Origin of the sequence: Vampirovibrio chlorellavorus, assembly GCF_003149375.1 — a bacterium.
Lineage (GTDB): Bacteria > Cyanobacteriota > Vampirovibrionia > Vampirovibrionales > Vampirovibrionaceae > Vampirovibrio > Vampirovibrio chlorellavorus_B.
On the sequence record NZ_QFWH01000009.1, the window covers coordinates 36658 to 58688 of the forward strand.

The 22031-nt window shown below is 54.2% G+C and carries 17 protein-coding genes; 6 read left to right on the plus strand and 11 right to left on the minus strand.

Going from position 1 to position 22031, the window contains the following annotated elements; translation table 11 throughout:
* Window positions 1-2: 2 nt before the first annotated feature.
* From DF283_RS11530 to DF283_RS11540, 3 genes are all read right to left on the minus strand, one after another.
* Window positions 3-1190 carry an electron transfer flavoprotein subunit alpha/FixB family protein gene (locus tag DF283_RS11530; RefSeq protein WP_303675024.1) on the minus strand — a complete coding sequence of 396 codons (1188 nt, stop codon included), beginning with the start codon at window positions 1188-1190 and terminating at the stop codon, window positions 3-5.
* Window positions 1187-2026 (minus strand): electron transfer flavoprotein subunit beta/FixA family protein, encoded by an 840-nt coding sequence (locus tag DF283_RS11535; protein WP_303675025.1) that lies wholly within the window; start codon window positions 2024-2026, stop codon window positions 1187-1189. Before DF283_RS11535 ends, DF283_RS11530 begins: the two co-directional genes overlap by 4 nt.
* Before the next feature lie 208 nt (window positions 2027-2234).
* The gene (locus DF283_RS11540) at window positions 2235-3116 is read right to left on the minus strand and encodes a glycosyltransferase family A protein (RefSeq protein ID WP_303675026.1); all 882 of its coding nucleotides are present in this window, start codon (window positions 3114-3116) and stop codon (window positions 2235-2237) included.
* Between the two features lie 164 nt (window positions 3117-3280).
* Here DF283_RS11540 and DF283_RS11545 point away from each other — a divergent pair, with 164 nt between their 5' ends.
* Window positions 3281-4069, plus strand: a complete 789-nt coding sequence (locus tag DF283_RS11545) for a hypothetical protein (protein ID WP_303675027.1) — start codon at window positions 3281-3283, stop codon at window positions 4067-4069.
* 19 nt (window positions 4070-4088) lie between these two features.
* On the opposite strand, the gene carB is transcribed toward DF283_RS11545, so the two are convergent.
* The gene (gene carB, locus DF283_RS11550; protein WP_303675028.1) at window positions 4089-7352 is read right to left on the minus strand and encodes a carbamoyl-phosphate synthase large subunit; all 3264 of its coding nucleotides are present in this window, start codon (window positions 7350-7352) and stop codon (window positions 4089-4091) included.
* 21 nt (window positions 7353-7373) lie between these two features.
* On the opposite strand from carB, the gene DF283_RS11555 reads away from it, so the two are divergent.
* Together DF283_RS11555 and carA are read left to right on the plus strand one after the other, a co-directional pair.
* Window positions 7374-7736 carry a hypothetical protein gene (locus DF283_RS11555; RefSeq protein ID WP_303675029.1) on the plus strand — a complete coding sequence of 121 codons (363 nt, stop codon included), beginning with the start codon at window positions 7374-7376 and terminating at the stop codon, window positions 7734-7736.
* Window positions 7721-8851, plus strand: a complete 1131-nt coding sequence (gene carA, locus DF283_RS11560; protein ID WP_303675030.1) for a glutamine-hydrolyzing carbamoyl-phosphate synthase small subunit — start codon at window positions 7721-7723, stop codon at window positions 8849-8851. Before DF283_RS11555 ends, carA begins: the two co-directional genes overlap by 16 nt.
* A 3-nt stretch (window positions 8852-8854) precedes the next feature.
* Here the strand turns inward: carA and DF283_RS11565 are convergent, their stop codons facing one another.
* The 4 genes from DF283_RS11565 to DF283_RS11580 all read right to left on the minus strand — a co-directional run bounded on the left by DF283_RS11565 (window position 8855) and on the right by DF283_RS11580 (window position 12477).
* Entirely contained in the window at window positions 8855-10222 is a 1368-nt protein-coding gene (locus DF283_RS11565; protein ID WP_303675031.1) for a phenylacetate--CoA ligase family protein, read from the minus strand.
* Window positions 10223-10497: 275 nt separating this feature from the next.
* The gene (gene rsmD, locus DF283_RS11570; protein WP_303675032.1) at window positions 10498-11058 is read right to left on the minus strand and encodes a 16S rRNA (guanine(966)-N(2))-methyltransferase RsmD; all 561 of its coding nucleotides are present in this window, start codon (window positions 11056-11058) and stop codon (window positions 10498-10500) included.
* Between the two features lie 81 nt (window positions 11059-11139).
* Window positions 11140-11856 carry a cytochrome c biogenesis CcdA family protein gene (locus DF283_RS11575; RefSeq protein ID WP_303675033.1) on the minus strand — a complete coding sequence of 239 codons (717 nt, stop codon included), beginning with the start codon at window positions 11854-11856 and terminating at the stop codon, window positions 11140-11142.
* A gap of 78 nt (window positions 11857-11934) precedes the next feature.
* Window positions 11935-12477 carry a TlpA family protein disulfide reductase gene (locus DF283_RS11580; protein WP_303675034.1) on the minus strand — a complete coding sequence of 181 codons (543 nt, stop codon included), beginning with the start codon at window positions 12475-12477 and terminating at the stop codon, window positions 11935-11937.
* 695 nt (window positions 12478-13172) lie between these two features.
* Between DF283_RS11580 and DF283_RS11585 the strand changes: the two genes are divergently transcribed.
* The 3 genes from DF283_RS11585 (at window position 13173) to DF283_RS11595 (ending at window position 16411) form a co-directional block, all read left to right on the plus strand.
* Complete coding sequence (locus tag DF283_RS11585; protein WP_303675035.1) at window positions 13173-14030, plus strand: HEAT repeat domain-containing protein; 858 nt, start codon at window positions 13173-13175, stop codon at window positions 14028-14030.
* A gap of 153 nt (window positions 14031-14183) precedes the next feature.
* Window positions 14184-14987, plus strand: a complete 804-nt coding sequence (locus DF283_RS11590) for a glycosyltransferase family 2 protein (RefSeq protein WP_303675036.1) — start codon at window positions 14184-14186, stop codon at window positions 14985-14987.
* Window positions 14984-16411: a glycosyltransferase family 39 protein gene (locus DF283_RS11595; RefSeq protein ID WP_303675037.1), complete on the plus strand. Its 1428-nt coding sequence runs from the start codon at window positions 14984-14986 to the stop codon at window positions 16409-16411. The genes DF283_RS11590 and DF283_RS11595 overlap by 4 nt, the downstream gene beginning before the upstream one ends.
* 47 nt (window positions 16412-16458) lie before the next feature.
* Here DF283_RS11595 and DF283_RS11600 read toward each other — a convergent pair whose 3' ends face one another.
* The 3 genes from DF283_RS11600 to DF283_RS11610 all read right to left on the minus strand — a co-directional run bounded on the left by DF283_RS11600 (window position 16459) and on the right by DF283_RS11610 (window position 21809).
* Complete coding sequence (locus DF283_RS11600; protein ID WP_303675038.1) at window positions 16459-17883, minus strand: hypothetical protein; 1425 nt, start codon at window positions 17881-17883, stop codon at window positions 16459-16461.
* Window positions 17884-18363: 480 nt separating this feature from the next.
* Entirely contained in the window at window positions 18364-19128 is a 765-nt protein-coding gene (locus DF283_RS11605; RefSeq protein ID WP_303675039.1) for an SIMPL domain-containing protein, read from the minus strand.
* Window positions 19129-19340: 212 nt separating this feature from the next.
* Entirely contained in the window at window positions 19341-21809 is a 2469-nt protein-coding gene (locus tag DF283_RS11610; protein ID WP_303675040.1) for a hypothetical protein, read from the minus strand.
* Between the last annotated feature and the right edge of the window lie 222 nt (window positions 21810-22031).

The window sequence follows — 22031 nt, forward strand, 5'->3', positions numbered from 1 at the left end:
AGCTACACCAGCGATTTCTCGGAACTGCTGGCGCCTGCCACGGGTTGGGCCGCTTTCAACTGCCGAATCAGCTCAGGCACCACCTGAAACACATCGCCCACAATGCCATGATGGGCCACCTGGAAAATAGGGGCATCCGGGTCCTTGTTGATGGCGATGATCAGGCCGGATTTGTTCATACCCACCCGGTGTTGAATGGCCCCGGAAATGCCGCAGGCGATGTAGATTTTCGGGCGCACGGTCTTGCCGGTTTGCCCCACCTGATTGGAGTAGGGAATCCAGCCAGCGTCCACCACCTTGCGGGAAGCGCCCACCGCCGAGTTTTCAAAACAGCTCGCCAGCTCCCGCAACACATTGAAGCCTTCAGCCCCACCCAGACCATAGCCGCCGGCAACAACCACATCGGCATCGGCAATGCTCACGCCGGACTGCACTTCTCGCACAATCTCCAGCACTTCCAGCCGGTAATCTTCCGGCAGCAGATTGACGGGAGTGTGCCGAATTTCGCCCTGACGATTGGGATCGGGCTTCAAGGGAAGCATCACCCCCGGCCGGGTAGTGGCCATTTGCGGGTTGTTCCACGGGCCCAGAATCCGGGCCTTCAGGCTCTCCCCGAAGCTGGGACGGATGGCGTACAGACAACCGGGGTACAGCCCCAGCTTGTCTGGATCGGCCTTGTTGGTATGCTCGTAAGGCCCAATATCCAGCTCGGTGCAATCGGCGGTCAAACCGGTCTTGAAGAAGGCCGCAATCCGGGGGGCCAAATCCCGACCGGTGGTGGTGGAACCCAGCAGCAAAATATGCGGCGGGGGATCAAAGGTTTTCAACAAGTCGGTAATCACCCGCTTGTACGGCAGGGTGCGATAGGCTTTCAATTCGGGGCTATCGGCCAGATACACAATCTCAGCACCGTATTGAATGAGCGTTTGCGCGGCCTGCTCCAGTTGGTGTCCCAACAAAACACAAGAGAGCTGCCCGCCCAGCTTATCGGCCAAGTCCCGGCCCGCCCCCAAGAGTTCCAGGGTGACCGGCTGAATCTGTCCCTCGACTTGCTCGGCAATCACAATCACTTCTTTGTTAGAGGGGGTGATAATCTCCCGCAAGGGCTCCGCATCGGGCTTTGGCGCAGCCTCGCCGCCTCCCCAGGCCCCGGATTCCTGTGCTTCCTGTTTCGGTTCTTCTGCACTCATAGCTTGGCAAATTCCTTGAGATTGGTAGTCTGCAACACATCACGCACCATCTGCTCAATGGGCTCTCCCTGGCGAACCTTGCAACTGCCCCCGATTTCGGCCACCTTGTCGGTTTTGGCCACAATGGTGGGCGACCCCTTCAGGCCGCACAGCACCGGATCAGCGCCTACATCATCCAGAGTGACCGTCTTGATCACTTCGTTTTTAGCCGCTTCATCCCGCAGCAATTGCTGCACCCGGCGAGCCCCACGAATGGTTTTGTACTCCAGCGGGTGGGAAGAGTTGGCGACGGTAATGAGGGCGGGCATGGCCATTTTGACCCACTGATAGCCCCCTTCAATGACCCGGCGAGCCACCACCTTGTCGTCCTCAATCCTGAAGTCCTCGCAATAGCTGACCTGCGGTAAATCCAGACGCTCAGCGATTTGTGGACCTACCTGGGCAGTATCACCATCGGTGGTTTGCAGGCCGCAAAACATCAAATCCGGCACCCCCAAATGCTGAATCACCTTGTGCAAGGCGTAGGCGGTAGCCAGCGTATCGGAAGCGGCCAATCGACGGTCGGACAATAAATAGCCCTGATCCGCCCCGTGTTCAATGGCCTCAAGCAAAATTTCAGCGGCCAGCGGCGGCCCCATGGAAATGGCCGTCACCCGGCCCCCATACAAGGCCTTGGTATGCAAGGCGGCTTGCAGGGCGTAACGATCAAACGGATTCAACATCCGCTTGGCCTTGGCCCGATCGATGGTGCCATCCGGGTTGATACCAGCCTTGGCCGACTGATCCGGGACCTGCTTAATCAGCACGTAAATATTGTTCATAGTGGATGCTTTCACCCAAACTGCGCTCTACTCGTGTTATTGACCGTCAACTTCCAGACCGGAAACTGTGGGCAGGACTTTTCCCTCTCGTAAACATAAAAACGACCAGCCTCACCAACCAGCTTCGTTTCTCTAGAAACCGAAGACCCTTATTAGCCTACCAATGAAAGGGGCGAGAGTCAATTTTATTCTTGCAACGGCCTAACACCACACTGGCAAGGGGTTATCGCAAGGCCAAAAAACGCAACCAGCGAAACAGCTTTTCAGGCATGCTGAGGGGAAGCCCCAGCTTTTGCTTCAACTGCAGTTGGGCCAATCGGGTCCGACGAATAAACGGGGTCGGGTAGTGCCGCTGCGCCAGAAAATTTTCCAGCGCCTGGTAGTGAAGCAACCGGGTTTCCCCATCAATGGCCCCGGCGGTGGGCACACCCACTTGCGACATGGGTAAGCGCTGGTACACCCTGGGGTTGGGGTCAAAATAGAGAATCCAGTCCAGGGAAACCAGTGTCCAGATGTGCCAGCAGGCCGCCCGATGCAAAGCCGGATTCAGCAAGCCGGTACGCTCCAGGCATTGCTTTCTCAGCAAGACGCCCGACTCGGGCATCAGGTTTTCTCGCAGCAGGGGGGTGAACAGACTGCCCGATGGGTACAGGGTGGGCCGATAGGGCAGCATGCTGTTTTTCTTGTGCGGTACGTATTTTTCATAAGGCACGCCATTGGCATCCACGCACTGGGCCCGGCAAAACACCAGCCCCAAACGCGGGGTCAGCAAAAATTCGGTCACATAATCCTGCAACGCCTGCGGGGAGGCCAGCGCGTCCGAGGCAGAAAAGAACCACAGCAAATCCCCCTGGGCCTGCTCAATCCCCTGATTCAGGGCCTCCCAGCGGCTCCGTGCGCTCTCCACCGGGATATGCCGCACCCGACCATCCAGCAGGGCCAAGGCCGCCGCCTCAGCGCTCAACGCCGCCGAGGTGCCATCATCCAGCAACAGAATTTCATGATCGATGAACTGCTGCTGGAGTATGGAGGTCACCGCCTGTTGCAGGTATCGCCCCTCGCCAGCGCAGTAAACCAGAAACGAGACCACCGGATGAATCACCATGGCCAATGGGTTATCCTGTCCACAAAGATGCTTGCACACACCAGTATAGAGTGAATCGGGGCGTTTTCCAATGGGCCGGGGGCAATTGATTCCCTTCACCGGCATTGTATGGGTTAACCGACTGATGACGTCTCGGCCCATTTCAAACCGTAGAGATTGCCTGAATGCTCCACCCGTTGCCGCCTGCTTTTCCATCCACACCGATGCCCCAGACCACGGTTCAACAGCGTGCGCTGCGGCCACCCCGGACCACGCCCTCCCCGTCGCTTCGATTTGGGGAGGCCAAAGCCCCCATCAGCGCCAATCCCTTCGTGTGGGTACTCAACGGCATTAAAAGCCTGTACGAACGTTTCTCCCGAACCAAAGTGGGTCAGTGGTTTAACCGAATGCTGGGCAAAATCAATCAATTTCTGAAGGCCAAGCCCAAAGCAAGCCCCAAGCCAGCCGCACCGGCCCCGTCTCCGGCGCCAGTATCAACCCCAGCCCAAACCCAAACACAAACACAGACAGATCCCGCACCAGCTTCAGAACCACAGGCAGAACCACCGACAGAACCGGTTGCAGAAACGCCCCCAGAGGCCAAAGCCAAAGCCGCCTTTGTTCCCTACAGCGAGCGGCCCCTGGAAGCCTTGCAGGAAAAGCTGACCAAACTCCAGAGATTGTGCAACCAATTCCCCCAGGAACCCGGGAAGCTGGAGAAGACGCTTGAGAAGATTCTAAAGCAAGTCGAGGCCAATTTGGCCGAGTTGCGCACACAGCTTGAAAATGACTTGCGTCAGGATGCAAGCGCATCGGAAGCCTCCAGCGACAAGTTACGCCAGCAACTCCGCATCGTGGAGGCGGAAATCAAGGTGCGGAAACAAAACCGTCAGGACCTGCCCATCCTGAGGGATATTCTTCAGCGACAAATGCTTGCTCTACAAGAATTTATTCAATTGCGGCAGGAGCCGTAGGCCTTGGAATAGCGGGCGTTTACAAAATCGCCGGGTCCGGCTGGCGCAAGTAATCCTGTAAGCTGCGCACGGAAAAAGGCCCTTTCTGCCGAGACTCAATGCCTTCCGCCAGCGCTTTGGCCCCGCCAATGGTGGTCACCAGAGGCACCTGAAATTCCAGGGCGGCCTTGCGGATGTAAGAGTCATCCAGACGGGCCTCTTCGCCTACCGGGGTGTTGATAATCAGGCTGATGGCCCCTTGCTTGATCAGCTCTTCCACGTTGGGGGAGCCCTCGTGCTTTTTGCGCAGCGTCTGTACCGGCAAACCGACCTGCTGGAAAAAGCTGGCCGTGCCTGCGGTGGCGGTCAGGGTAAAGCCCAGACGGTGCAAATGTTCCGCCACGGGCAAGGTTTTGGCTTTATCCGAATCATTCACGCTGATAAACACGCTGCCACTGAGCGGTAACTTGTTATTGGCCGCCAAATGGGCCTTGGCAAAGGCCAACGCAAAGCTGCTATCGATGCCCATGACCTCGCCGGTGCTTTTCATTTCTGGTCCCAGCTTGGGATCGCTGCCTTTGAACTTGTTGAAGGGGAACACCGGCACTTTTACCGCCACATGCTGGGGCTGACTGACTGGCATCAGTTGCTTGACTGAGGTCAAGGATTCTCCCAGCATCAGTCGGGTGGCCATTTGTACCAGCGGAATGCCGGTGGCCTTGCACACAAAGGGCACCGTCCGGCTGGCCCGGGGATTGACCTCCAGCACGTAGAGTTTGCCGTCTTTCAGGGCGAATTGAATGTTCAGTAACCCCCGAATGTTTAAAGCCACCGCCAGCCGATGGGTGGTTTGCTCAATTTCTTCCAGCATCTCGGCGGAAATGGTTTGGGCGGGCCACACGCAAGCGCTGTCGCCGCTGTGAACGCCCGCTTGCTCGATGTGCTGCAAAATGGCGGCCACCAAAGTATCCTGTCCATCGGACACGGCATCCACATCCACTTCCATGGCGTCTTCCAGAAAGCGCTCCACTAGTACCGGGTAATCCGGCTCCACGTGAACCACTTCGTTCAGGTACTGAATCAAGCGGGCTTCGCTGTAGAAAATTTGCATGGCCCGCCCGCCCAAAATGTAGCTGGGGCGAGCAATCAGCGGATACCCAATGCGTCGGCTGATGGCCAGCGCCTCATCTACTGAGCGAGCCGTCCCCGATTCCGGCGAGCGCAAGTTCAACCGGGCCAGCAAGTCCCCAAAGCGCTGGCGATCTTCGGCCAAATCGATGCTGTCCACGCTGGTGCCCAGCAGGCTGTAACCGGCGTCCTCCAGCGGTTTAGCCAGTTTGAGCGGGGTTTGTCCGCCCAATTGGGCAATAATGCCCAGGGGTTTTTCCTGATTGAGAATGTTCAGCACCGTATCGGCGGTCAAGGGTTCAAAATACAGGCGATCGCTGATGTCATAATCGGTGGAAACCGTCTCCGGGTTGGAGTTGACCATAATGGCCTCGTAGCCCAAGCCCTGCAACGCCATGGCCGAATGCACACAGCAGTAATCAAACTCAATGCCCTGCCCGATACGGTTGGGACCGCCCCCAATGATGACCACCCGCTGCTTTTGGGAATCTCCTGACTGGGCTTCGTTTTCGGCACTATGGGTAGTGGAATAGTAATACGGGGTAAAGGCTTCAAACTCTCCGGCGCAGGTATCCACGGCGTTAAACACCGCCTGGGTGCGCAAGCGGTCTAACTGCTGGGCCACGGCTTGGGAGACGGTGGGGAGTAAGCGCTCAATCTGGCTGGCGGAAAAGCCCTGGCGGGCCGCCTGCTCCAGCAACGCATCCGGCAGCGCCCCTTGGGGATTGTCCTGATGGTAAGCCAGAATAGCCCGCTCGGTATTCACAATTTCTCGCAGGTTTTCCAGAAACCAGGGATCCCAGCCCGTAATACTGGCAAGCTCGGTTACTGGCATTTGCTGATGCAAGGCGTGATAAATCCAGCGGATACGCCGTTCTTCAGGCCGCTTCAACAAGGTTTTCAGGGCCTCGGTATCGCCGACCTCAGGGTCATCCGCCTGCGGCTTGAAGGTAAACCCGTCCAGACCAATTTCCAGACTGCGCAGCGCTTTTTGCACGGACTCCTGAAAGGTGCGCCCGATGGCCATCACTTCTCCCACCGACTTCATTTGCGGGGAAAGATCCGTTAGCGAGCCGGGGAATTTCTCAAAGGAGAAGCGGGGAATTTTGGTGACCACGTAATCCAGGGCCGGTTCAAAACTGGCCGGGGTGGTCTGGGTAATATCGTTGGTGATTTCATCCAGGGTCAGGCCCACCGCCAACTTGGCCGAAATTTTGGCAATGGGAATGCCGGTTGCTTTACTGACCAAGGCGGAACTGCGGGAAACCCGGGGGTTCATTTCAATGACCACCACCCGGCCGGTTTGGGGATGCACGGCAAACTGGATGTTGCAGCCTCCGGCATCGACTCCCACCGCCCGAATAATATCAATGGAAGCATTACGCAGGGTGTGGTATTCCTTGTCAGACAGGGTTTGGGCCGGGGCCACGGTGATGCTGTCCCCGGTATGCACCCCCATGGGATCCACGTTTTCCACGCTGCACACAATGACCACGTTGTCCCGGCTGTCCCGCATCAGTTCAAATTCGTACTCTTTCCAGCCCAAAGCGCTTTCTTCCAGCAGCAATTGCTGGACGGGCGATTCCTGAATGCCCTTTTCCGCCGCCCTGCGCAAACCGGATTCATCGTAAACCACCGCCCCACCGGAACCGCCCAGGGTAAAGCCGGTGCGAATGATCAGCGGAAAGCCCAATTCCTGCCCCTTGGTCATGGCCTCTTCCACCGAATGAACGGTGTGCGAGGTCAGCACTTCCAGCCCAATGCCTTCTACCAGTTGTTTGAAGGCCTCTCGATCTTCAGCAGTGTGAATGGCCTTGAAATTGGCCCCAATCAGCGCCACGCCGTATTGTTCCAATGTGCCGTTATTGTAAAGGGCGTAGGCCGTGTTCAAAGCCGTTTGTCCGCCCATGGTGGGCAGCAGGGCGCAGGGGCGTTCTGTTTCAATAATGGCCGCTACCATCTCCGGGGTAATGGGCTCCACATAGGTCTGATCGGCCATCTCTGGATCGGTCATGATGGTGGCCGGGTTGGAGTTGACCAGCACCACTTCATAGCCTGCCTGCTTGAGGGCTCGACAGGCCTGAGAGCCGGAGTAATCAAACTCGCAGGCTTGCCCGATAATAATGGGGCCGGCCCCGATGATCAGGATTTTCTTGAGATCGGTTCTTTGAGGCATGGGGGAAGGCTCTCCACAAAAATGACAGTAAAGGAGTCTCAACCGTTTCATTCAGCTTGCAGTGCAGCCACTCCCAAGCGCTTTACCGTCATTCCCGCGCAGGTGGGAATCCAGGGCAATACTGTTGAAGGGCAACCTGTTAATGACCCTTTTTGCTCCAAAACAGGCTATTTCTGGATTCCCGCCTGCGCGGGAATGACAATGCCCTGGGAAGAATATGCAGGAACAACTGATACACCAACTGTCGGGAATAACAAAGGAGTGGTGGCTAACAGAAGCTTGTTCATGATTGTATCTTCCTGCCATAATGCCACACAAGCCAATGTAAAGATTCAATCGCCCCAAAGAACCGATGGAGATTGCCGCCCATGCCCACTGACTTGAAGATTTCCGCCCGCCTCGTTCTTGAGGACGGCAGCGTTTATCACGGGCAATCCATCGGGGTCACTGGAACGACCTTGGGCGAGCTGGTCTTCAACACCTCTTCCACTGGCTATCAGGAAATTTTGACCGATCCCAGCTACCGGGGCCAAATGGTACTGATGACCTACCCGGAAATCGGCAATTACGGCATCAGTTCCCATGATTTTGAATCCGCCCACATCAACGCGGTGGGCTTGGTTGTCAGCCGCCTCAGCCCCTTTACCAGTTCCTGGCGTTCGGAATTTTCCCTGCAAGAGTTTTTGGTCAAAAACAAGGTGGTGGGCATTGAAGGCGTAGACACCCGTGCTATCACCCGCAAAATTCGGGAGAAAGGCACCCTGAAAGCAGGCATTACTACTGAAGCCATTTCCGATGCCGAGTTTATCCAACGGGTGCAAGCCCAACCCGGTTTTGAAGAACTGGATATGATCAGCCAGGTGACCACCCTTGAGCCCTACACTATCCGCACGGAAAACCCGGTTTCCAGCATCCGGGTGCAAAAACTGGTGGTGGTGGATTACGGCATTAAGGCCAGCATTTTGCATTATTTACAGCAATACGTGGAAGAAATTGTGGTGCTGCCCGCCCACTGTGACTTTGAGCAGATCCGGGCGCTGCAACCTCAAGGGGTGCTGCTTTCCAACGGGCCGGGCGATCCGGCGGTGCTGTACGAGGCGGTGGCCATGGCCCGCCAACTGGTGGACGCCGGGATTCCCACCTTCGGGATTTGTTTGGGGCATCAGATTTTAGGGCTGGCCTGCGGGGCCAAGGTTTCCAAAATGCGTTTTGGGCATCACGGGGGCAATCACCCGGTCAAGGACATGCTGTTGGACAAAGTCTTTATCACCAGCCAGAACCACGGCTACTGCGTGGAGTTTGACGAGTTCCCCGAGGACAGGCTGATGGTCACGCATATCAACCTGAACGATCAGACTATTGAGGGCTTTCAGCATCGAAACGCCCCGGTCATGAGCGTGCAGTTTCACCCGGAAGCCAGCCCGGGCCCGCATGACGCCAACTACATTTTTGAGCGCTTTATGCGTACAGCCGTTGAAAGCGGCGTTGTCTGCGCATAACGCTCAGCCCAAGGCCAGGGCTATGCTTTCCGTGCCCACTTCGTCAGCGTTCAGGTCGGATAAGCGATTAACAATGCTTTGGAATTTTCCATTCGAGGATCGTGGAATGTGATCCACCTCCTCTACCAGGATGCGCATTTTCTCCGAGGTATTTTCCCGGGCGTTTCTGATCAGCCTGTTACGGTCTTCTTCCGTAAAACCGGAACCCGCCACAACTTTAATAATCAAGCAGGTCATATCCTCTTGATAAAGCTGGCCTTCCAAGACATGGGCCACACCGTGGAAAATATGGTTGGCCGCTGAAATGTGGTAGCCCTCCGGTGTCACGATAAAGTCACAGTCCCGTCCGTCAATGGATTCCACCGTGCGGAAATGACTCCCACAATCACAAGTTTGCTCAGGATTGACCTTGGCCACATCACCGGTTCTGTAACGAATTAACGGCATGACCGCATTAAAGAGATGGGTACCGGCAATTTCAAAGTTTGGTCCCTTGGGCATTAACTCTACCAAGGAATAATCTTCCTGAATGTGATAGGTGCCTTTTGCGCAATGGGCAATGGCTGCCACACGCTCTGCTTGCCCATACCAATCATAAACGCGTGTTTGAAAGGTTTCCTCGATAAACTGCCTGACCTGGGGAGACAAGACTTCTGATGAAGTGAATACCGCCTTAAGCTGATAGCTGATCTTGTGACGTTGAAAGTATCGGGCCAGGGCGTAGGCATTTGAGGGATAGGCCGACAGAATTTGAGGCTGAAAATCCAGTATTTGCCGCAGATAGGCTTCCGCTGTTTGATCGTTCAAGTGAAAGCCACACATCAGCAACTCTTGGTTGGTCGGGTTGAATCGCCAAAAGGGAGGCTCTGACTGGCGCATGGGTACTACCACCTCACCCCGAAGCGTAATCCGACGGGTGCCGGGCTTGTCTTTCAATCGCCACTGCCGCCAAGCAGCGGCGTTTTCAAAGTTAATGGCCTCGAAGCTGCGAACAAACTGTGCGGGACTGCCGGTAGTTCCGCTGGTCTTGGCTACTTTACACAAAAAATTCCGTCGCTTCCGGGAAACCAGCTTATCAAAATTAGCCACCACCAGGGCTTTGGTCAGGTAAGGCAACTTTTTCAAATCGGCGGCGGACTGAATGGCCTCAGGCTTTAGTTTCAAGTTCGAAAATAAATCCCGATAGTAGGGAATATCCCGATACGCTTCTCGCACCAACTGTTGCAGGCGCTGGTTCTGAAAAACCTGAAGACCTTGGGGTGACAGTGCCGCAGTTTTTTGCAAAAGCTGGGAATAATGGTCAAACCACAAACCATGACGATACCAGTGCTTCACCCAGTATTCCAGCCCAAGCAGCTTCTTTGGTTTCATATTCAGCGGTATCCCCCCATTCTCCCTGATTGCGTTGAGGCCTTTCAATAGCCAAGGCAAGATGTCCACTCCCCCCAATTGTGAGCGGTGATTTACAAGGCCACTATCTGGAATAAAGCGGCTACAAACAGTGAGAGAAAAGCCCGAATCGCAGGGCTTTATTATTTGTTCATTAAACTGAAGAGGTCAATGTTTGGCAATTATACTGTTAGAAAAAGGGTTGTATACCGTCAGGCTATTGACAGAAGAGGCTTAAAAAGAAATAGCACCTTGACTTATCTTTCGCCGGAAGGATCTTCTTCAAACTTACGAATGGAAATGGCCGTATCGCCGTAAACCTTGCGGATAAAGCCTTCTAGCTCAGCATCCCGACTGCCATGCTCCACAATCATCACCCCCCCGGGCTTGAGCCAACCGTTTCTCTGGCAGTGTTCCACCAGTTCTGGCAGCGCTTTGAAACCATAAGGCGGATCGGCAAACACAAAGTCAAAGGGTGCTTCCCGGCAGGGCTTTTTCATCAAGCCCAAAGCGTCACAGGGAACGACTTTCACCTCTTTTTCGCTCAGGCCAATGTGCGCATAATTCTTGCGAATCACTCGGCATTGTTCCGAATCCTGCTCAATGGCCAGCACAAAGTCCGCCCCACGGCTCAGCGCTTCCAGCCCCATGATGCCGGAACCGGCGAACAAATCCAGAAAGCGGCACCCTGGCAGTTGCATTTGAAGCTTGTTAAAAATACTTTCCCGCATCAGGGAAGTGGTGGGACGAATTTCCTTGTTCCTGGGCGGAGAGTCAACGCTGCGTCCCCGGTACTTGCCACTGGTAACACGAATCATAGGGTGAGTGAGCCAATCTTTTGTAGTGCTAATTCTATAGAGTCCTACGACCATACGACAAAAACGAACGAGAATTTTGAGCTAGAAAAAGGCAAAGACATCCAGCCAGCCTGCCGCCTGAGCAATCAGCAACGCCCCCCCCAGCATAAACACCAGGGCACTCAGCCGGGTGATGACCGAGCCCACCTGACGAAAGCGAGCCATCTGCTTGATGAGGCCCGTACACAATCCTACGGCCAGCAACAGCATGGACTGGCCCAAGGCGTAGCTGAACAGGCTGGCCCCACCCAGCACCCAGTTACTCTCTCGGCTAATAAAGCCCAGAATGGCAGTCAGAAAGGGCGTTCCGCAGGGAGAGGACGCCGCCCCAAAGGCCGCCCCTAAAACAATGGGCGCAATCCATGAGCCCGCCTTGCTTTCCGGCAAGCGGGTCACAAACTGGGGCAGCGGGATTTGAATGACCTCCAGTAGTTGCAGCCCCATTAAAATGGCCACAAAGCCCAGAAAATAATACCAGCCCACCCCCACCAGGGCGGCCATGGCCGTTCCCAACACACTGGCCAGAACGCCCAGGGCGGTTAAAACCAGGGCAAAGCCCACCATAAACAACAAAATTTGCCGCAAAATGGCCAGCTTGCTGGTGGCCGTATAGCCGCCCACATACCCCACCAGTACCGGCAACATGCCCACCGTGCAGGGCAGCAGAGAACTCATAACCCCGCCCAGAAAGGCCAATAGCAACACGGTCAGGGAATGCTGGCTCAGGGCGGTCAGAAACAGGGTTTGTAATTCAGGCATGCGAAGATTCTCAAAGCGCTCTCGGTTTAGAGAGCGTGTAGTAACCGATGGTAACTTGCCAATTGGGCGATGGGGGGCTTAGCGAGACACTTTTTTGGCCGGAGCGGAGGGCAACGGACCGGAGGCTTCCAGCGTTTTGAGGGCCTCGGCCAACACTTCCGGGGTTTGGTAATTGTACAGGGCGTTCTGAATTTCTCCACCCGGCGCGATGAATATCATGAGCGGGACAGAGACCGGCTTAAACGCGCGAAATATTGCCGGCGCCTTTTGTTGATCGTCGTTGACATCCAGCTTCCGGTAAACCACCTTGGGGTGCTGAGCGGTTAACTTGTTTATGACGGGCGCCAGGCGCTGGCAATCGTGGCAAAACCGGGAACTGAAGACCAATAGGGTCGGTTTGGTCGCTGTTTCCGGAAGCACTTGCCTGACTTCAGCCGGTTTGGCCGGGCGCATTCCTACAAACAGGGCATCGCTGACCGTGGCTTTCCCTTTGGCTTCCGCGGTGGCGGATTGATCAAAGCGGCCCCGGTACCACTGAAAGCAAACCGCGATTAAAAGCGTAAACCCAAAGACTAATAGCAGGCGGGTTTTCTGGTGGTTGGCTTTAAAGTGAGGGGTCATCGAAAATACTCTCCTGGTTAGTCAGAGCTGCTATCCTCAGAGCTTTCATCCATGGTAATGCAATGGCGCGTTCTTCTCAAGCTGGCATGGGGGTCGTTCAAGCTGGCGGATTTATGATCGTTTTTATATGTTTAAATCAATAAAATTAAATGTTTTTAAAATAAAATAACTCATAATTGCGAGAGAGGCGTTTTCAGAATTAAATCAAGTCGCCATCAAACTATTTTATTTTTTTATATTTACACAAATGGCTATCACCCGTTAGAATAGATTTATATTCATTAAGAACAATAATCCATTTAAAAAAATCCATTTTTATAATAAACAAGTTAAGATATATTAATAAGTTTTCGTAAGTTATGGTTAGCTAAAAAAGGGGTTCACTTACAGTCGTTTGGGAATGTCAAGAGAGGTGTGGAATTAGTAACAATGTCTAATAACAATCATTCGCGTGTCCAAGCAAAACAAAAAGTGTTAAAATACTGAATCTACGGAAGCAATAGAACGATTATCCAACATTTACATCACGTTACATTACAAGCACCACTAACACAAAAATTGATTGGATCTCTTTTAAGCAACTGAAGGGTCAATCAGGGCCCGGCAGATTGTTAGATTCAGGAATTGCCCCACCGGCAACTCTTGGGAGGAGGTTGTTATGTAACGGTTACATTTTCGGGAGGGAATTGTTTCAAATGGCAACTACTACCGGCACCAAAAAAGAAAAAGCAGTAAAATCTTTCGACGAACTTCTGGAAGAGCTTCAGAATAGCCCTTCCGAGAAAACCCGTTACAACGCCGCCCGCATGTTGGGTGAGATGGGTGATATGGCCGCTGTAGAACCGTTGATTGATGTGTTGAAAAACGACAAGAACGGTTCGGTTCGTCTCTACGCAGCCCGCGCTTTGGGTGAACTGGGTGACCCCTCCGCTACGATTCCGTTGATCGAGTCGCTTCGCGAAGATCGCAACGTGGATGTACGCGTTCGTGCCGCTCGTGCCCTCGGTCGTCTGGGTGGTGTGGAAGTGGTTCTTCCTCTGGTGGAAGCCCTCAGTGACAGCAACAGCCAGGTTTGTATGACCGCTGCCGACGCTTTGATTGAAATTGGCGACATCGCGGTCACTCCGTTGATTGAAAGCCTCTCTCACGAAAAAGTGAACGTGCGTTGTGATGCCACCCGCGCCTTGGGCGAACTGGGTGATGCCTCCGCTGTCGACGCGCTGATCAGTGTGCTGACCGATGAATGGGTGAATGTTCGTATCTATGCAGTCCAATCTCTGGGTAAACTGGGTGACAAGCGTGCGGTTCCTCACTTGATCGAGGTTCTGGAAAACGAATCCGAGAACGATCTGGTGCGTGCTGGCGCTGGCGCCGCCTTGGGTATGTTGAAAGACCCCAAAGCGTTGCTCCCCCTGCGGAACCTGATCATGAAAGCCGAAGAACTCGGCGAGATTGAAGATACCGCACTGAAAGCCTACAAAATGATTATGGCCGCCAACTGGAAAACCGTACCCGGCGCGAACTACAAAAAAGCCCCGGTCGGTCAAAAGTAGCCCCATTTCATTCAAGGCTCTCCCGTTTATTGTGACCGTAGAGCGTTCTAATCTTAAAAAACCTCCGCTTTTATCCGGCGGAGGTTTTTTTGTGTTTCCGAAAATAAAGAATGACTTGCGAAAAACAACTGTTTAATTTGAAATAGTAGTTCAATGACCACCACATCGACCCACCCCCACGCCGCAGTTACCCCCACAGCAGAGGTTCAAAGTCCTCGACTGTTCATTGTGCTGCCCGCTTTCAACGAGGGAGCGGCCCTGAGCCAACTGACCGCTTCGTTTGGTCCGGCCTTGCCCCATTGCTCCTTCCAGATTCTGGTGGTGGATGACGGTAGCACCGATGACTCCATGTCCATACTGGAAGCGGCCCGCGTTCCACGTGTCGATATCATTCGGCATCCTCAAAACAGGGGGCTGGGGGAAGCGGTGAAAACCGGGTTTCTGGTGGCTTTGGAACGCGCCAATCCCAACGACATTATTGCGGTTATGGACTCCGACGGAACGCATAGCCCCTACCTGATTGACCGCATGATTCAACTGATAAAGGAAGGCAACGACGTGGTGGTGGCCTCCCGATATCGCTACGGTTCCCAGGTGGTGGGCCTGGACTGGTTCCGCACTCTGCTCAGCCATGGCTCCAGTTGGGTGTTTCGCATTACCAACCCTATTTTCAATATTAAAGATTACACCTGCGGGTTTCGTTTGTACCGGGCCAGTATTCTGCAAAAAGCATTCCAGACTTACGGCGATCGCTTTATCACGGAAGCGGGCTTTGCCTGTATGGCTGAAATTATTATGAAACTGAACCGCGTGGGCGCTTTGTTCTGCGAAGTACCCATGATCCTGCGCTACGATCAAAAAGTGAGTACCTCTAAAATTAAAATTGCCCGCACCATTCTGCGTTCCCTGAATCTGGTTCGCCGGGGCACTACCGGGGCTTACCGGCAACAGTCATGATGGATGCGTTTGAAGGCCTGTGGGGCACGGCCATTTTATACGGCTTGGGGTGGATGGTGGCCTTGTGGTTTGGCTGGAAAGTGGCCTGCGCTTTTGGGGCTGAAAAACCAAGCTGGTGGGCCTGGTTCATACTGGGTCTGGGGCTGATGCTCCGGCTGGGCTGGATCGCCTGGACGCAACCTGACCCGATCAGCGATTATGAAGGGTACTGGACAAATGCCGCCCAACTGGCCAGTGGCGACTGGACGTTTGATAACATCGACAAGCATCCCGGTATTATTTTGCTGCTGACCTACAGCCGCATGCTCTGGGGTAACAGCTACTGGCCCGCCTGGATTTTCAATCTGGCCCTGAGTGGATGGGTCATGATGCTTATCTACCTATTGGCCAAACGCCTCAGCGGCAATCGGGCAGTTGCCCTGTCGGCTCTGGCCTTGGCCGCTGTGCAGTCTCAATTAATTGCCTATTCCGCCCTGTTGGCCTCGGAATTGCCCACCCTATACTTTTACCTCTTGCTCACCTGGCTTATTTTGGAGGCGCCACGCCACTCAAGGGTCCATTGGGCCTACTGGGCTGGCACCGGGGTTTTATTGTACTGCGCGGTTTTAACCCGTTCCACGGCACTGGTATTTTTACCCCTCACGGCACTGGTTATGCTGTTGTGTCGCCGTTCCCAATGGAAACAAAGCCTGAAAGGCTTGCTCGTGCTGGGAGCTTCCGCCGGACTGATGTTATCCACCTGGTTGTACCATCAGTATTTATTAACAGGTCGGGTTCAACTGTTCTGGGGTGGAGAAATCTGGTTGGTGTCCACTACCCATTATGAAACGGAAAGTCGCCTGGTTTCCCCGCCCCGGTTACCGGTGCTAAAAGAACGTATTGCGCAAGCCAGATTCGGGAAAAGTGGCCCCACGGCTCGATTGGCCGAGCTGGCCGAGGACAAGGCCTGGGCTATGCACATTATCAAGCAAGATCCCCTGCGTTATCTGGCAAGCGGAAACACCCGGCTTCGGCATATTTTATGGACCACCTCGGAAACGGGCATTCGTGACACCCAATGGGGTTCGGCCCGCCTGATGCGCTATCCGGATAAGGCCATAACCCGTACGGCGGAAGTGTCCAAACAAGTGTGGCGCATTATCCTCATTTTGGGGCTTCTGGGCCTCATTGCCACCGTGATCCGGTGGCCTCAGTTATCGCCCACCGCTCGGGAGTACCTGATTCTAATCACCGGCTTCATCAGCATTTGGCTGGGCTTTCACTTTTTGATGGCCGTGGCCAGCGATCGCTGGGCTGTGCAAATTATTCCGTTTACCCTGATTTTTGCCGCCATCGGGCTGACCACCCTCACCCAGACCCTGTCTGGCCTTGTGGTTAATCGCTCTCGACTGGCTTGCTCCCGCAGTGGGCAGCAGCAGCAGTAAGTTTGCCCCTAAAGCATTGAACCCCTGATATTAGTGGGGACTAACGCCTAAAAGACGTTTGGTTGTTGCGATGTCACCAACGGCGAACCCTGACCCCACACACCGGCAGCCTGAAACGGCGAAAAACTGGAAGAGACGGCCCCAAACGGGGGCACCGGGGCGTGAAACGGGTTCAGCCCATTCGCAGGGTGAGCCTGAAACGGGGGCTGAATGGGCTGAGCCGCCTTGATTTTTCGCTCGGTCAGGTTGAAGTTAAGCAACTGTACTGCGGTCAATGTGGAGATAGGCACCCCCAAATCGTTCAGGGCGAATTTGGCGTTCTTCAGCTTAAGCAATTGATTTCGCAGGGATGGCTCTGCTTCAAAATGCTTCAAAATATCCTGATAGCTCAGGTTCAGCAAACGATCCTCAATTTTGGCTGTCGCCGCGCCTAAGCCTGCCTTGACGTCCCTGGCATCCAGAACCTGTTTGCACTTGGCCAGGGTTTCACCCTTCAGCACTTCTTTATAGCCTTTCCGCCACAGGGGGGTGGTTAGCTTGGAGGCGAAAAAGAACCAGAAAATGGCATTGGCCGATTGAATGACCCGCTCCCGCCGTTCATTTCCGCTGCGGGCCCCGTGAATCCAGCCCAAATACGCGGGCAGCCCCCAAAAGACCAGGGTGGCCGTCTGGCCGTTGACCTGATTGCCTTTTAGGTCAAACGTTCTGAAAAAGCGCTCAAACACTTTTCCGCCCTGGCCGCTGGATAGCTTTTGAACAAGGCTGTCTTGCAGATTTTGACGCAGACTTTTACCCAAACGTCGGGCCAGCAGTCCACCGGTCAGCAGGGAGCCTATGCCCAAGCCCAGCCCGGTGGCCACGGTTTTAAGGGCGGCGTTCCGCTGATAAGCCATCTCTTCTTGCAAGGTGCGCTTGGGTTGATGAGACCCGGCCTCATGAAAACCGATCATAGACTCAAAGTTGGCCGATTGGGTGCGTTTCATGGTCAGCCAGTTACGGGCGAAGGGGGCGGCCCAAAATGCGGCGGCAAACGGAAAAAAGAACCCGAACGAAGCGCCCATGCGGGCCATCTTGGCAGGCAGCAGATTTTTACCGGCCAGTCGCGGCGTGACTTTGGAGAACTCTTCTTTTAGCACGTCCGTGCCCGTGTAATGCTGGGAAAGCTGGGCCAGTTGATTCACCGGCCAGCGCACCAAATGGGGCAAAAACAACGAGGAGAGCAAGGTAATGCCCGAGTTGGACAGCTCCAGAGTGGCGGTATCCCAGCGTTCTTTCCAGGTTCGGGACAAGGCAATTTTGGGGATATTAAAGGCGGTGACGTCCTTGAACAACAATTCCGCCAGAGGGTGCTTCTCCAGAGACGCCAACCCCTTGGTCAATAGACCCAGCTCCGCTGCGGGGGAGCCAAATTTCAGCCGATTCGGCTGTCTGGCTGGGGCTATGGGTGGCATTTGCGTTGCAGAGCGAAGCATGAAGTCCTAATTCGTGCCTTCACAAGTCAATAACGAGTCCATTCGGAGTAAACCAAACGGGAGAACCCCCGTGTTCCTCGCTCACATAAAAGCCAATGAACGCAAAACACAGCGTGTTCTGTTAAAAAACCTCTCAACGAGGAAAACTGATCTCACCGGAGTTAGACAGTGCAGTATTTGAGTGGCACCTATTGCTGAACAAGCGAACAGTTCAGGGCAATTTGCAACCCAAGCCTGAATACTAGCGTAAAGAAACAGAACCGTCCATTAAATATTCAGGCTGGCCAGACTGGCGAGGCTACCCAGCGATGTGGTGTCGATTTTGCTTCTTTTGGAATACTTAAATTTTCTTAATTTCTACTTTAGGGGCTGTTATTTTACTGGAACTCTTCCATATTTTTTATGAGAATCCGCAAATAAAAACCACCCGCATTTCAGGCGGGTGGTTTTTAAAGCGCGCTGATAACAGCGGGTGAGCCACTAGAATTTAAAGCGAACGGTCACATCGCTGGTCACGGTGGTTTCACCCGTTTCAACCGGAGGGGCGCTGTCCGCTTCCGCGCCACCCATCCGGGATTTCATGGCGAACATGGGCACCGGCCGTGGAAAACTGCCAAACTGGGCGTTGCCTTCCATGGAGTAAACCCCGGCAATAGTAACGTCGGCGGCCTTGGCCATCACCTCGGCGTTACGGCGAGCGTCCTTCACCGCCAGCGAAAGGGCCTGATTCCGGGCCGGGGTGGGATCATTCAGAAAAAAGTTCAGGCCGTCCACATTGTTGGCACCACTGTTGAGGGCGGCATCCACAATGCGACTGCCATATTCACCCAAAGCCTCCGGGGCCGCTCCGGTCACCGTCACCACCAGTCCATTGCTGACCTGATAGCCAACTACCTTGGGCAATTTGTCCTTCTGATACTCCTGCACCGGATAGACATTCAGTCCCTGGGTTTCCAGCTTGAGGTTGGGAATATTCAGCGCTTTTAAAGCCGCTACAATCTCCTGGGCCTTCCGGTTATTTTCACTGCGGGCCATGGGCAGCTTTTCGTTCTTGGTTTCGACCCTGACATTTACGCTCAGGGAATCCGGGCGAACCTTGACCTCACCGTGTCCCTGGGTGCTGATTAACCTGGGCGGTTCATGGCCCTCATGGGCCTGGGCCGTCCCAATCACCGATAAAGCCAGGGCAACGCTCAGCGCCAAAGCGGATACCACCCGGGAAGGCTGATTCAAACCAGTTCTCATGTTTTTGTTTCTCCCAATCAAAATAAAACGCATCTTATTTATCTTACAAAGTTTGAGAGGGCAAAGCCTCTCTTTTTCTTTTCAGAGGGCATGGTTTTCCGAAAAAGTAGGGTCAACCTATCGCTGGAATGCCATGAAAGCAAAGAACAGGAACTCGGTAAAAAGTTCCTGTTCGGTTTGCGTAAGGGTGATAACCAAGACTCAGGCTTTACTTATTTTCCGCCCCCAAATAGCTGGGCGAATAGCGCCAGCAACTGGTTCATCATTTTCTGCAACTGTGAAAACTGATCTCCCGGCGCGGGTGCGGGTGAAGGCGCAGGGGTCGGCGTTGGGGTTGGCTTTGGCGCAGGAGACGGAGCTGGCGTAGGGGCTGGGGTGGGCGTGGCTTTTTTCCAGCCTGCCACAGTTGCCAACTGATTTTTGATTTCATTAGCAGTCAGGAAATTATCGTTCCCCACCTGCTTGGCGACTTTTTGGAGGATTGCCGACGTGACTGACTTGTTGTTGGCTTTGGCCACATCCGCCAGGGCTTTCAAGACCGGCTCGTACACCGAGCCTTTCACTCGGGCGCTGGCAGCCACCTTCGCTAATTCAGCAGCGCTGTAATTTCCATCCGCGCTGACCTCTTTCAACAACTGGTCAATCACTTTATAGTCGGCGTTGCCAGTGGTGGGGAGTTTGGTTGGTAGCGGATTAGCGGGTTTGGTGGATTTGGCCCATCCAGCCAGGGCAGGAAGATTCTGTTTGATTTCATTAGCAGTCAGGAAATTATCGTTCCCCACCTGCTTGGCGACTTTTTGGAGGATTGCCGAAGTGACTGACTTGTTGTTGGCTTTGGCCACATCCGCCAGGGCTTTCAAGACCGGCTCATACACCGAGCCTTTCACTCGGGCGCTGGCAGCCACCTTCGCTAATTCAGCAGCGCTGTAATTTCCATCCGCGCTGACCTCTTTCAACAACTGGTCAATAATTTGATAGGAGGGATGACCGGTTGCGGGCAGTTTGTCTGGGAGTGCAGCGCCCCTGCCAACCAATGCCCCTACCTTGTAAGTATCCAGCGAATTTTTTAGACCCTTTACCGGGGTGTCGTCCGCATCGAACAATTCGCCCAGAATACCCGTGGGAGCCACTTTGTCCTGCATGACCCCGCCGGCTTTGGTTCGAATATCAATGTCAATGTATTTCATCCCCGGGATGCTTTTGATTTCCCTGAAGGCAAACTGCATTCTGTACTCTTTGGTTTGTACCACTACGTTGCCGTTGGTCCGGGTCACCGTGGCCCCATCATCCAGCAACACGGTCTGGCCTTCCTTCAGCTCCTTAATATCAGCCCCCACCACGTTGGGATCTTTGTAACCAATTTTGATGGAACCGTCTGCCTGGGCCTGAATGGTACGCCCGCCGACCACCACCCCGACTTCGGTATTGATGGTGGTATTTCGAGGCCCCTGACTGACTTTGGCGTTGAGTTGCACGCCCTTGTCCTTCAGGATGTTGAACAACCCTCGTTCATGAAAATCATAGGTGGTATTGTTCTTATCCAAATCCGGGTCATCCGGATCCAGGATATGGGGATCGCCCCACGATAGGGCCCGTTCGTTCGCCGCTACAGGCTTGTTTGGCGTGGGGGTAGGAGTCGGTGTAGGCGTGGGCGTCGGTGTAGGCGGATAGGGCGTTGGGGTCGGGGTGGGTGTTGGTGTGGGGGTGTTGTAGACCACATCCATCACTGTACAAGGCCCCTCATTGTAATGAGAGTCGTAGTAGGTTTTGACGCCATTGGCCGCCACCTTTTTGGCGGTACCAGCACCCACGCCTTCCGGGGAAGCAAATGTATTGACCCCATCTGGAACCCGGAAGCCATAATTAAAGGATGTTTTCGTCCTGAGTGCTGCGGCTTCGGCACGAGTCATACCGGCGGCTACCATTTTGTCAATGCTGGCCTGAGTGGGCTTTTCGTAATACTCCACCATCAAACGCTTCTCAGGGGCGCCATCCTTACCGGCCCCCGGCACATCGGCGTAATAAAATTTCGCCGTGGGATCTGCTGGATTCCCCACCACATACACATCGTTGGGAGGGAGCAGTTTTCTACTCTTCCCATTGGCATCGACAATGGTCAGTTGGCCACCAGACAAGGTGGCCTGGGTCTTGGCCCCTTTATCATCCTGAATGACAAAGCCGTACTCGGTAAAGGCCGTATCCCCTTCCGGGTTAATTTCTTCCACGTGGGCATTTACCGTAATCTTGGAGCCGACATCACCGCCATCTTTAAACATGGTGTAATAGCCAGGTTTCGGCTTGACATCTACCCAGGAGTAGTTGTTCCCTTTGCCCCCGACGCCCGGATCGCCAGCCACGTACATGTCATCCGCCCCCAATATCTGGGCGGCTTCGGCAGAGCCCTTCTGGGCGATGAGTTTTGCTGTGTCCTGCACAAGCTGGGTATTTTCCGCCAAAAGGCCGGTTGTGTTGTACTTCAACATGGCAAAATACTTGTTGGCGTCGGCCAGACTTTGAGTACCCTGGGTTAACAGTTCTCCCACCACTCCTTCATTGTCCTTGCCGTCCAGTTCCCGGGAAATGTGATAGGTTTTGGTGTCCTTGGCAGGCGTCGGGCTCGGTGTCGGCGTGGGCGTCGAATTGGTTGGCTTGTAGGAACCGTTGTTGCTTATGTTAGTCACGAAGAGTCCCCTCCTGCTTTTTGAGATGGTGAATCGATAAACTTTTGGCGCTCTCGGGCAAAACGTTGCACGGGAGAAAGCGCCTTATTTTGGAATTTCGAAGGTTCTTTCCAAAACTTGAATGATCTTTACAAACCCTTACACGAGAAATCGCCAAAAAAACGATTGGAGCCGGAGTGGTGAGGATCGCCCCGGCTGCATTCAACCTCCCGATTTCCTCCG